At 63.3% G+C, this 13,151-nt stretch carries 11 protein-coding genes; 3 read left to right on the top strand and 8 right to left on the bottom strand.

The window, feature by feature from the left end; genetic code table 11:
• Positions 1-254: 254 nt before the first annotated feature.
• The 8 genes from AC1D0I_RS31325 to AC1D0I_RS31290 form a co-directional block, all read right to left on the bottom strand.
• On the bottom strand, positions 255-1,982 hold the full coding sequence (locus AC1D0I_RS31325; RefSeq protein ID WP_477399991.1) for a molybdopterin-dependent oxidoreductase: 1,728 nt from the start codon (positions 1,980-1,982) through the stop codon (positions 255-257).
• A gap of 3 nt (positions 1,983-1,985) precedes the next feature.
• Entirely contained in the window at positions 1,986-2,315 is a 330-nt protein-coding gene (nirD, locus tag AC1D0I_RS31320) for a nitrite reductase small subunit NirD (protein WP_095091086.1), read from the bottom strand.
• 220 nt (positions 2,316-2,535) lie between these two features.
• Entirely contained in the window at positions 2,536-4,986 is a 2,451-nt protein-coding gene (gene nirB / locus AC1D0I_RS31315) for a nitrite reductase large subunit NirB (protein WP_477399989.1), read from the bottom strand.
• A gap of 4 nt (positions 4,987-4,990) precedes the next feature.
• Complete coding sequence (locus tag AC1D0I_RS31310; RefSeq protein ID WP_477399987.1) at positions 4,991-5,788, bottom strand: ABC transporter ATP-binding protein; 798 nt, start codon at positions 5,786-5,788, stop codon at positions 4,991-4,993.
• A 10-nt stretch (positions 5,789-5,798) separates the two neighbouring features.
• On the bottom strand, positions 5,799-6,689 hold the full coding sequence (ntrB, locus tag AC1D0I_RS31305; protein WP_457150717.1) for a nitrate ABC transporter permease: 891 nt from the start codon (positions 6,687-6,689) through the stop codon (positions 5,799-5,801).
• Positions 6,690-6,776: 87 nt separating this feature from the next.
• Positions 6,777-8,105, bottom strand: coding sequence for a CmpA/NrtA family ABC transporter substrate-binding protein (locus AC1D0I_RS31300; protein ID WP_477399985.1), 1,329 nt, complete (start codon positions 8,103-8,105; stop codon positions 6,777-6,779).
• A 346-nt stretch (positions 8,106-8,451) separates the two neighbouring features.
• Entirely contained in the window at positions 8,452-9,690 is a 1,239-nt protein-coding gene (locus AC1D0I_RS31295; protein ID WP_477399993.1) for a CmpA/NrtA family ABC transporter substrate-binding protein, read from the bottom strand.
• Between the two features lie 2 nt (positions 9,691-9,692).
• On the bottom strand, positions 9,693-10,295 hold the full coding sequence (locus tag AC1D0I_RS31290; RefSeq protein WP_477282790.1) for an ANTAR domain-containing response regulator: 603 nt from the start codon (positions 10,293-10,295) through the stop codon (positions 9,693-9,695).
• A gap of 323 nt (positions 10,296-10,618) precedes the next feature.
• Here AC1D0I_RS31290 and AC1D0I_RS31285 point away from each other — a divergent pair, with 323 nt between their 5' ends.
• The 3 genes from AC1D0I_RS31285 to AC1D0I_RS31275 all read left to right on the top strand — a co-directional run bounded on the left by AC1D0I_RS31285 (position 10,619) and on the right by AC1D0I_RS31275 (position 12,795).
• Positions 10,619-11,785 (top strand): alpha-D-ribose 1-methylphosphonate 5-triphosphate diphosphatase, encoded by a 1,167-nt coding sequence (locus AC1D0I_RS31285; RefSeq protein WP_477399983.1) that lies wholly within the window; start codon positions 10,619-10,621, stop codon positions 11,783-11,785.
• 47 nt (positions 11,786-11,832) lie between these two features.
• On the top strand, positions 11,833-12,174 hold the full coding sequence (gene imm45 / locus AC1D0I_RS31280) for an Imm45 family immunity protein (RefSeq protein ID WP_477399981.1): 342 nt from the start codon (positions 11,833-11,835) through the stop codon (positions 12,172-12,174).
• Between the two features lie 138 nt (positions 12,175-12,312).
• Positions 12,313-12,795: a hypothetical protein gene (locus AC1D0I_RS31275; protein WP_477399979.1), complete on the top strand. Its 483-nt coding sequence runs from the start codon at positions 12,313-12,315 to the stop codon at positions 12,793-12,795.
• Positions 12,796-13,151 lie beyond the last annotated feature (356 nt).

Raw genomic sequence — 13,151 nt, 5'->3', positions numbered from 1 at the left:
GCAAGCGGATGGGTTTTGGCGAGGCATTTTTCTATACGTCGCCTTGGCAGGTGTTTGCCGAACATGCCGCGCTGTCACGGTTCGAGAATGACGGCGCGCGGGATTTCGATATTGGCGCTTATGCCGGGATTGATGCGGACGGGTATGAGGAATTGGCCCCGTTCCAGTGGCCAGCGCCGAGCCCAGCCACCCCCCTCTGGCCTGCCGGCCATCTCCCCCGCAAGGGGGGAGATCGGATGTCGCACCGGCTTTCGTCAATCGCCAACTTTGGAGAAAGAGCAGGGACGCCGAAACTGCCAATCTCCCCCCTTGCGGGGGAGATGGCCGGCAGGCCAGAGGGGGGTGGCTGGGCTCGGCGCTGGCCACTGGAACGGGGCCAATTCCTCATACCCGTCCGCATCAATCCCGGCATAAGCGCCAATATCGAAATCCCGCGCGCCGTCATTCTCGAACCGTGACAGCGCGGCATGTTCGGCAAACACCTGCCAAGGCGACGTATAGAAAAATGCCTCGCCAAAACCCATCCGCTTGCCGACTTCAGCGACGATCTGCCAGTCGGGCCTCGCCTCGCCGGGAAGGTCCAGGAACGCGCGCTGGCGCGAGATGCGGCGCTCGGAGTTGGTGACGGTGCCGTCCTTCTCGCCCCAGGCGGCGGCGGGCAGCCGGACATGCGCGTGGCGGACGGTGTCGGTCCTGGCCAGCACGTCCGACACCACGACGAACGGGCAGGCCTTGATCGCCGCCTCGACGGCGTCGGCATCCGGCATCGAATCGACCGGATTGGTGGCCATGATCCACAGCGCCTTGATGCGTCCGTCGGCCACCGCCTGAAACATCTCGACCGCCTTCAAGCCCGGCCTTCCGGCAATGACCGGAGCAGTCCAGAAGCGCTGCACGCGGTCACGATGGTCGGGATTCTCAATCTCCATATGGGCGGCGAGCATATTGGCCATGCCGCCGACCTCGCGGCCGCCCATGGCGTTGGGCTGGCCAGTCACCGAAAACGGCCCGGCGCCGGGTCTGCCGATGCGGCCGGTGGCGAGATGGCAGTTGATGATGGCATTGACCTTGTCGGTGCCCGACGACGACTGGTTCACCCCTTGGCTGTAGACAGTCACGGTCTTGGAGGTCGCGGCGAACAGGCTGTAGAAACGGCCAAGCTCGTCCTCGCTCAGCCCCGTGGCGGCGGCAACACCGGCAAGATCGAGCGCTGATGCGGCGAAAATCGCCTGCTCGAAGCCGGTCGTATGCGCCATGATATAGGCGCGGTCCAGCGCGTTGTGCTGGCCGAGATAGGCGAGCAGCCCCGTGAACAAAGCGACGTCGCCATCGGGCGCGATCGCCAGGTGCATGTCGGCGATGTCTGCGGTCATGGTGCGGCGCGGATCGACCAGCACGATCTTCATCTCCGGCCGCTTTTCCCGGGCCGCCGCGATGCGCTGGTAGAGCACGGGATGGCACCAGGCGAGATTGGAGCCGACCAGCACGATGAGGTCGGCAAGGTCCAGATCCTCGTAATTTCCCGGCACGGTGTCGGAGCCAAAGGCGCGGCGGTGGCCGGCGACCGAAGAGGCCATGCACAGGCGCGAATTGGTGTCGATGTTGGCCGAGCCGACAAAACCCTTCATCAGCTTGTTGGCGACGTAGTAATCCTCGGTCAGCAACTGGCCGGAGACGTAGAAGGCGACGGCATCGGGGCCGTGCTCGGCGATCGTTTGCGAGAAGGTCGAGGCGACGAGGTCGAGCGCCTCGTCCCAGCCGGCGCGACGGCCGTGGATTTCGGGATAAAGCAGCCTGCCGTCGAGGTCGATGGTCTCGGCCAGTGCCGAGCCCTTGGAGCAGAGCCGGCCGAAATTCGCCGGATGGTCGGGGTCGCCGCGGACGGACACTTGCCCGTCCGCGGCGACCTTCGCCAGCACGCCGCAGCCCACCCCGCAATAGGGGCAGGTGGTCCTCACCTCGCGCGCAGCGTCAATCTCCATGTGTCAGGCCGCTCGGCTGGCCAGCGCTTCCAGCGCAATGAACAGACGCTCGCCTTCGACCCGCACCGGGATGGTGCGCACCGCGCCCTCATCGGCGCCGAGCGCCCTGCCCGTCTCCAGCGAGATCACCCAATTGTGCAGGGGACAGGTCACCGCCGTGCCGTGCACGATGCCTTGGCTCAGCGGTCCGCCCTTGTGCGGGCAATGGTCTTCGATGGCGTAGACCTGATCGTCGGCGGTGCGGAAGATGGCGATCTTGCCTTCCGGCGTGTCGACGCAGCGCGCGCCACGGCGGGGGATGTCCGACAAGGAGCCTATTGCGATCCAGTTCATGTGGCCATCCTCGCCTTTGCTCGATCTGAAGGCGCCCAGCCACCCCCCTCTGGCCTGCCGGCCATCTCCCCCGCAAGGAGGGAGATCGGCAGTTGCACTGACAGCGCCCACTCCGCAACGTTGGTGATTGGCGAAAGCCGAAACAGCATCCGATCTCCCCCCTTGCGGGGGAGATGGCCGGCAGGCCAGAGGGGGGTGGGAAGAAACGCTTCCATCGGCCCTACTCCGCCGCCTGCGCAAAACCGACAGTCGCCATCGGCCGGAATTCGTGCTTGTCCTTGCCGGACACGCGTTCCGACCACGGGTCGACCTGGGCGAACTTCTGGCTGAAGACGAAGCGGTCGAAATAGGCCTTGCGCTTGCCCGTATCGTCCATGATCTGGCGCTTGATTTCGGGGATCCCGATGCGCTTGGCCCATTTGTAGATACGCTCGAGATAGCGGCCCTGCTCGCGATACATCTGCGTCAGCGCCACGATATGCTCCAGCGCCTCGTCCTCGGTCCTGACCAGGCCGAGCACTTCGGTGCCTTTGATGTCGAGACCGGCCGCCCCGGCGAAATGGATCTCGTAGCCACTGTCGACGCAGATGACGCCGACATCCTTGCAGGTCGCCTCGGCGCAGTTCCTTGGGCAACCCGACACCGCCATCTTGACCTTGGCCGGGGTCCACGAGCCCCACATGAATTTCTCGATGCGGATGCCGAGGCCCGTCGAATCCTGCGTGCCGAAGCGGCACCAGTCCGAGCCGACGCAGGTCTTCACGGTGCGCAGGCCCTTAGCGTAGGCATGGCCGGAGACGAAGCCGGCCTGGCCGAGATCGGCCCACACCGCCGGCAGGTCCTCCTTGCGGATGCCGAGCATGTCGATGCGCTGGCCGCCGGTGACCTTGACCATCGGGATCTCGAACTTGTCGACGACATCGGCGATGGCGCGCAGTTCGGCCGCATTGGTGACTCCGCCCCACATGCGTGGCACCACCGAATAGGTGCCGTCCTTCTGGATGTTGGCGTGGACGCGCTCGTTGATGAAGCGCGACTGGTAGTCGTCGGCATAGTCGTCCGGCCAGTCGCAGACGAGATAGTAGTTGAGCGCCGGCCGGCATTTGGCGCAGCCGCAGGAGGTCGTCCATTCCAGCTCCTGCATAACGGCCGGAATGGTCTTCAGGCGCTTGGCCATGATCAGGCGGCGCACCTCGTCGTGACCGAGCGCGGTGCAGCCGCACATCGGCTGCACCGCGGCCGGGTTGTATTTGTCGCCGATGGTCAGCACCATCAGCTTTTCGACCAGCCCGGTGCAGGAGCCACAGGAGGCCGACGCCTTGGTGTGAGCGCGCACATCGTCGAGCGAGGTCAGGCCCTTGGCCGTGATCGCACCGGTGATCTTGCTCTTGCAAACGCCGTTGCAGCCGCAGATTTCCGCATCATCCGGCAAGGCTGCAACGGCCGCCATAGGGTCCAGCGGGGCACCCCCCTGGTAGGACTGGCCGAATATGAGCGTGTCGCGCATTGGCGAAATGTCGGTCTGCTTCTTCTTGAGATCGTTGAACCAGGCGCCGTCGGCCGTCTCGCCATAGAGCACCGTGCCGATGATGCGGTCGTCCTTCAGCACCAGGCGCTTGTAGACGCCGGCGGCCGCGTCGCGCAGGACGATCTCCTGGCGGTCCTCTCCCTCGGCGAAGTCGCCCAGCGAGAACAGGTCGATGCCGGTGACCTTGAGCTTGGTCGGCGTGTCCATGTGGACGAAGGCCGCCTTCTCGTTGCCGCCCAGTTGTTGGGCGGCAACGCGCGCCATCTCGTAGAGCGGTGCGACCAGGCCGTAGACCTGGCCGTTGACCTCGGCGCATTCGCCGAGCGCGTAGATGTCGGGATCGTTGCTGCGCATGCCGGCGTCGACGACGATGCCGCGATTGACGGCAATGCCGGCTTCCTTGGCAAGCGCCGAATTCGGCCTGATGCCGACCGCCATGACCACCAGCGTCGCCGGAATGATGGTGCCGTCGGCGAGCTCCACCTGTCCGACCTTGCCGTTGCCAGTGATCGCCTTTGTGTTGGCCTTGGTGATGACCTTGATGYCGCGCTGCTCCACGGCGCGCTGCAGGAGATAGCCGGCCGCCGGATCGAGCTGGCGCTCCATCAGTGTCGGCATGACATGCAGCACGGTGACGTCCATGCCTTGCGCGTTCAGCCCGGCCGCCGCCTCCAGCCCAAGCAGGCCGCCGCCAATGACCACCGCTTTGGCCCGCGACTGGGCGGCGAGCATCATCGCCTGGACATCGTCGAGGTCGCGATAGGTCAGCACGCCCGGCAGATCATGGCCGGGCACCGGGATGATGAACGGCACCGAGCCGGTGGCGATGACGAGCTTGTCGTAGGGCTCGGTGACGCCGTGATCGGAGGTGACGGTCTTCGCCGCCCGGTCGATGGCGATGATCTTGTGGCCCTTATAGAGGGTGATGTTGTTGGCGATGTACCAGCCGTCACCGTGGATGATGATTTCCTCATAGGCCTTCTCGCCCGACAGCACCGGCGACAGCATGATGCGGTCGTAGTTGACCCGTGGTTCAGCGTTGAAGATGGTGACCGTGTAGCGGCCCGGCGCCTGTTCCAGCAGGTGCTCCAGCATGCGCCCTGGAGCCATGCCGTTGCCGATGATGACGAGTTTTTCGCTCATGATGCTACTCCGCGGCTTCGACGAAGCGGTGGCGTTCGTAGAGGAACTTCAGCACCGCCTCGCGGCAGCGCAGGAAGGTCCGGTCGGAGGCGAGCTCGATGCGCCGGCGTGGGCGCGCCAGCGGCACCGCAAGCACCTCGCCGATGGTCGCCGCCGGGCCGTTGGTCATCATGACGATGCGGTCGGAGAGCAGCACCGCCTCGTCGACATCGTGGGTGATCATGATCGTCGTCGAGCCGAGCCGCGAATGGATGTCCATCACCGCGTCCTGCAGATGGGCGCGCGTCAGCGCGTCGAGCGCGCCGAACGGCTCGTCGAGCAGCAGGATCTTCGGCTCCATGGCCAGCGCCCGGGCGATGCCGACGCGCTGCTTCATGCCGCCCGAGATTTCCGCCGGGCGCTTGTCCCTGGCATGCGCCATCTGCACGAGGTCGAGATTGCGCATGATCCAGTCATGCCGCTCGGCCTTGCTCTTCGAACGGCCGAAGACTTTCGACACCGCCAGGTTGATGTTCTCATAGACGGTCAGCCACGGCAGCAGGCTGTGATTCTGGAACACCACCGCGCGTTCGGGTCCGGGGCTGTCGACCTCCCTGTCCTCGAGCAGCACGGCGCCTGCGGACACTGTGGTCAGCCCGGCGATCAAATTGAGCAAGGTCGACTTGCCGCAGCCGGAATGGCCGATGATGGAGACGAATTCGCCCTTGTCGATGGTCAGCCTTATGTCCTTCAGCACCTCGCTGACCTGATTGCCGCGGGCAAAGGATTTGTCGATATGGTCGAGCTTCAGATAGGCCGTCATGGCGCTGTCCTCACTTTGCCGTTGTGCCGCGGGTGACGAAGGCGCCGACCGCCGCGACCAGGCGGTCGAGGCAGAAGCCGGTGACGCCGATATAGGCGAGCGCGACGATGATGTCGGGCAGCCGCGACGAGTTCCACGCGTCCCAGATGAAGAAGCCGATGCCGACGCCGCCGGTCAGCATTTCGGCGGCGACGATGGCGAGCCAAGACAGGCCGATGCCGATCCTCAAGCCGGTGAAGATGTAGGGGGCGGCGGCCGGCACCATGATCTTCACGAAGAATTCGAACTGGTTGAGCCGCAGGATGCGCGCGACGTTGCGGTAGTCCTCGGGGATGTTGCGCACGCCGACGGCGGTGTTGATGATGATCGGCCAGATCGAGGTGATGAAGATGACGAACAGCGCCGACGGGCTGGAATCGCGGAACGCGGCCAGCGACAGCGGCAGCCAGGCCAGCGGCGGCACGGTGCGCAGTATTTGGAACACCGGATCGAGGCCGCGCATCGCCCAGATCGACTGGCCAACCAGCGCGCCGAGCGCCACACCGACGATCGCCGCCAGGCCAAAGCCGATGGCGACCCGCTGCAGTGAGATCAGCACCCGCCAGGCAAGCCCGATATCCTGCGGGCCATTGTTGAAGAACGGATGCGCGATCAGGTCGTAGGCCTCGTTCCACACCTGGCTCGGCGGCGGCAGGCTGGCGGTCGGCGACGAGCAGGCGATCTGCCAGACGACCAGCATGAGGGCGATGACGATGGCCGGCGGAACCAGCGCGCTCGCCAGTTTGCCGGCGATCACCATCGGATCGAAACGGCGCCGCGCCTTGGCGGTGAAAGCGATGACCTCCGCTGGCTTGGCGGGGAACGCTTTCACCGTTGTGTCCTCGATTGTCTGGATCGACATGTCTGGGAAAAACTCCTTTGGTCGGGATCTCCGCAACGGCGCAAGGCGCCGCTGCGACAAACGACGCGAATGCGCCGTTTGCGCTCGTTATGCCGAGGCCTTGATCTTCAGGCTGTCGAGATAGGCGGACGGGTTGGCCGGATCGAAGACCTTGCCGTCGAAGAAGGTCTCGACACCGCGCGACGAGGATGCCGGAATGTCGGCTGCCGCCACGCCAAGGTCCTTGGCCGCCTCGCGCCACAGGTCCTCGCGGTTGACCTGGTCGACCAGCGCCTTGATATCGGTGGTCGGCGCGAACTTGCCCCAACGGATGTTCTCGGCGAGGAACCACGAGTCATGACTCTTGAACGGATAGGACACGCCGCCCTTCCAGAACTTCATGTAGAGATCGGTGCCGGTGGCGACGCGGCCATTGCCGTAGTTGATGTCGCCCTTGAGGCGGCCGATGATGTCGGCGACAGGCACGTTCATCCATTGCCGCTTGCCGATGATGGCGGCCATCTCGTCCTTGTTCTCCTTGGCCTCGCACCATTGCTGGGCTTCCATGACGGCCATCAGGATCGCCTTGGTGGCGTTCGGGTATTTGTCGATGAATTCGGCGCGCAGGCCGAGCGCCTTTTCCGGATGGCCCTTCCACAATTCGCCCGTCGTGGCGGCGGTGAAGCCGACGCCCTGGTGGACGAGCTGCTCGTTCCACGGCTCGCCGACGCAGAACACATCCATGTTGCCGACCTTCATGTTGGCCACCATCTGCGGCGGCGGCACGACGATGGTCGAGACGTCCTTGTCGGGATCGATGCCGCCGGCGGCGAGCCAGTAGCGCAGCCATAGATCATGGGTGCCGCCCGGGAAGGTCATGGCGGCCTTGATGTCCTTGCCGGCCGCCTTCTTGGCGGCGAAGGCGTCCTTCAGCTTCGAGGCGTCGAGGCCGACACCGGTGCCGGCATATTCCTGGGCGACCGAAATGCCCTGGCAGTCATAGTTGAGCCGCGCCACGATCGCCATCGGCATCGGCTGATTGTTCTGCGTCACCTTGCCGGTGTGCATCAAATAGGGCAGCGGCGTCAGGATATGGGCGCCGTCGATGCCGTTGGCCGCGCCGCCGAGCATCAGATTGTCGCGCGTCGCGCCCCAGGACGCCTGCTTGAGCACCTCGACATCGGGCATGCCGAACTTCTCGAAAAACCCCTTCTCCTTGGCRATCATCAGYGGTGCGGCATCGGTCAGCGCGATGAAGCCGAGCTTGGCGCCGGTGACCTCCGGCGAGGTCGTGGCCGCATAGGCGCCGGAGGGGAAGAGCTTGCGGGCGGCCATGAACAGCCCCGCCGTCATCGCACTGCTGACCAGAAAATCGCGGCGCGTCACATCCCTGGGCGATGTTCCAGTCCCGATCCATGTCTTCATCGTCTTCTTCATCGTCGTCTCCGGTTGAACGCGGTCCGCGCCGTCGATTATTGGTCCAAAACAAAAAAGCCGCCGGCCAGGCCTTCGCGTCCGGAAATCCGGATCGCGTCTTGACCTGAGCGGCAGCTTTGCCTGTGGGCGCCCGCCATTGGACGCCTGTTCCGTGACCCCAAGAGGGCCTGGTTATTTCAAAGCATGAACCATGCCAGTTTCAGGTGAAAGGAAAAACAACAATGAAATCAATGAAAGCCGTCGGCCACCGACGCACCAGGCGATACGGCGAGCAGGCCAAAGATTGTTCATTAGAGCAATCGCACGCACAATTTTTGTGCAATGCACAAGAATGGCGCGAAAATAATCAGGCTTCCGCGCTGGCCGATTTCTGGCCGGCAATGTAGCCTTCGACCTCATCGGGATCGAAGATCTGGCCGTCGAAGAAGCCATCGGGGCCGAGCACCAGGCCGGCCCCTGTCGCGCCGACCGCAGTGGCCACCCGCAGCGCCCCCTCGACCTTCGAATTGGCGCCGGGCAGCGCGACGCCAAGCGGCTTCAGCGCCGAACGGTAGAGATCGGGACGGTAGCAGTCGCGRGCAATAGCGAGATTGCCAAGCGTATGTTCGACATGCCCCCAGCGCACCATCTGCGTGTAGAACCACAGCGCATGGCTCTTCCACGGAAAGTTCGCTGCCTTGTCGAAGGGCAGGAAGAAGTCTTCGATATCCAGCGCCGCGCCTCCACCCAATTGGAGATGGCCGGTCAGGATCGGCATCTGGACCGCGGGCGGCAGGCCGAGGAAGCCGGGCTGCGCCATCACCCCGGCCAGTTCGCCATGGTTGGCCGGATCCTGGCACCAGCGCGCCGAGTGGTGTAGCGCGCGCAGCAGCGCCGCCAAGGCGTCGGGGGACTGTTCGGCCCAGACCTTGCGCACGCCGATCACCTTCTCCGGGCTGTTGCGCCATATCTGCGCCTTGACGGTGGCGATGTGGCCGGTGCCGGCGGCCACCGCGGCGCTGTTCCAGGGTTCGCCGACGCAGTAGCCGTCGATCCGCCCAGTGGCCAGCGCGTCGGCCATGAAGGGCGGCGGCACGATGACGATCTCGATCTCGCGCGTCGGATCGATGCCACAGGCGGCGAGCCAGTAGCGCAGCTCGTAGTTATGCCCGGAATGCGGATGCACGACGGCGAAGCGCAGCGGGTCGCACCCCGCAGCGGCGCGCTCGCGGATGAGCGCGCCAAGTGCGGCACCGGCGCGCGCCGGGTCGAGATCGGGCGCAGCGCCATGCGTTGCCATACCGGCCCAGACGGCATTGGAAATGGTGACGCAATTGCCGCCGAGACCGAGTGAGAACGGCACGATGGTCTCTGAAGCGAGCGGCGTCAGCCCGAGATTGCAGGCGAGCGGCATCGGTCCCAGCATATGCGCGAGATGGAAGTGGCCGATGGCGATGCGGTCGCGGATGTTGGCCCAGGACGTCTCGCGGTGCAGCGTGAGGTCGACGCCTTCGCGCGCGGCAAAGCCAAGCTCGCCCGCCGCGACCAGCACGGCGCTGTCGAACAGCGGCATGAAGCCGGCGGTGATCTGATGCTCGGCGCCCATGCTCATTCGTCCTCCGCCGGTCCCAGCAAGCCGGCGGCAGTCACCAGGCTCTGGGCGATGTCGCTGATCTTGCGGTTCTGGTTCATCGCCGTCTTGCGCAGCAGCGTGTAGGCGGCCTCTTCGCTGAGGCCGCGCGACTTCATCAGGATGCCCTTGGCGCGATCGATCACCTTGCGGCTCTCGAGCTCGCTGCGCGCCTCTTCCAGTTCGCGCGCCATGCGCGAAAAGGCATTGAAACGGCTAACCGCCATGTCGAGGATCGGCTTGACGCGTTCCTGCCGCAGACCGTCGACGACATAGGCCGAAACGCCGGCATCGACCGCCGCCTCGATCGAGGCCTGGTCGGAGCGGTCGACGAACATGGCGATCGGCCGCTTCACCGCGCGCGACAGCTGGAACATGTTTTCCAGCATGTCGCGGTTCGGGTTTTCGAGATCGATCACGATGACGTCGGGTTCGATCTCGGCGATCCGCCGCGCAATGCCGGTCACGTCATGGATGACGGTGACCCGCTCATGGCCGGCCTCGCGCAAGCCCGCCTCGATGATCGCGGCGCGGATGCGGTTTTCATCGATCACCAGGACGGCGAGTGCGGTTCGGACCATGCCTGCATTGTGCCCAAGCGAGGCAATTGTGCAATGCGGGATAACCCGGGATCGCAACATTCGCTGCGCATGGCACGCTGAAACGGCTGCACCGCCACACCACCATGGTTGTGGTCCCGCAAGATTTCGGTGTCATCAGAACGACAGCCGACCGGGTTATGCCTGCGCAGCGGGCTTGTGGTGGAACAGGGGCCGACCAGGTCTTCCAGGATCCGCAGCACCCTGTGCCCAGCAACGCGCCGACCTGGAGCTTGATCCCGCAAAGCGAATCCGTTTCCGGGAAGATCATGCTCAAACCCAGAATAGAGCCAAAGAGAGACTAGATGTGGCTGAGTGAATTCGAAATCGTCCTGCGCGACCGCGTCATTGCCAATGGCGCCATCCGGATCGAAAACGGCCGCATAGCAGAGGTCTGCGACGCGCCTGTCGAGAATGTCGACATCGTGGGTGGAGGCCGCCTGCTGCTGCCTGGTTTCATCGACATGCATGGCGACATGGTGGAGAGGGAAGTGGAGCCCCGCCTCGGCGTCCACGTGCCGATGACGATCGGCATTGCCGAACTCGACAAGAAGCTGGCCTCCTGCGGCGTGACCACGGCCTATGCCGCGCTCTCCTTCATCGGCGCCAGCTTCACCAGCGGCGTGCTGCGCTCGGAAGAGCATACGTCTGATATCATCGAGACCATTGCCGGACTGAAGGACCACCTGTTGGTCGATCATCGCATCCATGCGCGCTTCGAGGTGACTTTCGCCGCAGCCATCGGCGTGCTGCAAAGGCTGATGGACGCCGGCAAGCTGCACCTGATCTCGCTGATGGACCACACGCCCGGACAGGGGCAGTACCGCGACGTCGAACTCTACATCGCCCGCATCGCCAAGGAGCGCGGCATGTCGGTTGCCGAGGCATCGGAGATCGTCGGCCAGCGCATCGCCGGCCGAAACGGACATGGCGACGTCCTCAGCACGCTGCAGGACCTGTCGGCATTTGCCCGCGCCCGCGGCATCGTGCTCGCCTCGCATGACGACGACACGCTGGAGAARGTGGAATTCGTCCATGGCCTGGGTGCYGCGCTCAGCGAATTCCCGGTGACCCTGGAGGCGGCRCAAGAAGCCCGCAGGCTCGGAATGCACACCGTCATGGGCGCGCCCAATGCACTGCGCGGCAATTCCTATTCCGGCAATCTTTCCGCCCGGCAGGCCTACGAGGCCGGACTGCTTGACATGCTGGCCAGCGACTACCACCCGGCCTCGATCCTGCCGGCTGTACTCAGCCTGGCGGCGCTGGGTGACAGTGGCCTTGTGGCGGCGGCCGCACTGACCAGCACCAATCCGGCCAAGGCATTGGGACTTGACGACCGTGGCGCCATCGAGACGGGACTTCTGGCCGATCTCGTCGTCGCCGACCGCCAGCCGGTCGCACGCGTCCGCGCCACCTTCCGCGCCGGCCGCATGATCTACAGCGACGGTACGCTACGATCACCCCGGCACTGAACAAGAAAATAGTGTACTGTCGCCGTATTCCGACTTTTATATATAAAATGACTTGGGTAAAATTAACTAATATACAAGACAAAGATCCACTCTTTCGTGGATCACTGTTTCGGTTCCGAAGAATGATTCCGCGAGAAGAAATATTAAATTGTATGCTTTTCACAGCGTTTGAAGAATCCGGTTTGGGCTTCATTCGCGATTGTGGCTACGACGCAGGGAATATCCTTGTTGTCTTTCCCATAGAAGCGAAACTGGAAGGTATGGTGGCCATTTCACCAACATGGCTGGCTCGCCACTGGCAAAAATGGGTTGATACTTCTTCCACCCCGGACAATGTATGGGTTCTTAAAGGTGGCCGATTGGAACCAGAAAAACTGCCAGATGAATAGAGCCGTAGTCTCTCCTGCCTTGAATTACGGTGACAGCGATTAATTCGCTGGGATTGGCTTAAAAGACGGCAAAAGACCCAAACCACTATACAGCGATGTTTACTAGCGCTGTCACCAACGAATTGGCACAGGTGTGGCATGACCTCTTCAAGTGATTTCTTGCGCGAGTTCGCACGACATCGCGGATCAAATCGCAATCCCAATTTTAGGATGATTATACCGTTTGACTTTTACGACGGTCTTGAAACGGGAGTGGCATTGTTTTCGTCTGGCGGAGCCGTCAGAATTTGGTCTCTCGGTCACTCCCGATCTCGCCTTTTTCGCGCCCTCGGGCTGGTGCCCATTGGTGGAAATTGGCTGGAGACCGAATGGATTTCGAAGCAATCAGATGCAGAGCACGGCTCTTTTTTGGAACCCGACAACAGTGAAGCCCTCCTGAAATTAGAGGCGGACGTCATGGCGGCACAGGCAACCGGTTATTTTGTTGGACTTGGCTCACCCTATTTGCATTGTATCGAAATAGTGGAGGTAGACGAAGACGAAGTTGATTTTTTACAGGAGAATGGCCCTTGTGTTGAAAATTTTCAGCGGATTCATGACCTTTTGAAGCACTCACGCTGATTCCCAATTGAGTGACAGTAGAATTACGGTGACAGTGCACGTTTTTCTATGTTCGCCTTGCTGCCGTTGTGTGCAGACCAATCGCCTGCCCGATCGTCGTCCCTGCCTGCCATAGCGTTGCCCTTGGGCATCGCTATCCAACAAAACCTGTGACCAACCGCCCTTCCCCGTCTTCGCGAATATCCGCATCACGCCAGCAATTGTAGTAGTCTCAGCCTGAAAATCCTGGCTGAGAATCAGCCGGGGTGGCGGGCGGCTGGTTGTGGCGACACTCAACGCGCAGGTTCTGGATTTTTTCGACTGGTGGCTCGATGAGCTGCGGGGCGCCTGGTCGCGGGTCGCGCCCAGGCAAAAGA

The sequence above is a fragment of the Mesorhizobium sp. P2_D1 genome (assembly GCF_056404455.1).
This window is presented reverse-complemented; position numbering and strand designations above follow the sequence as displayed.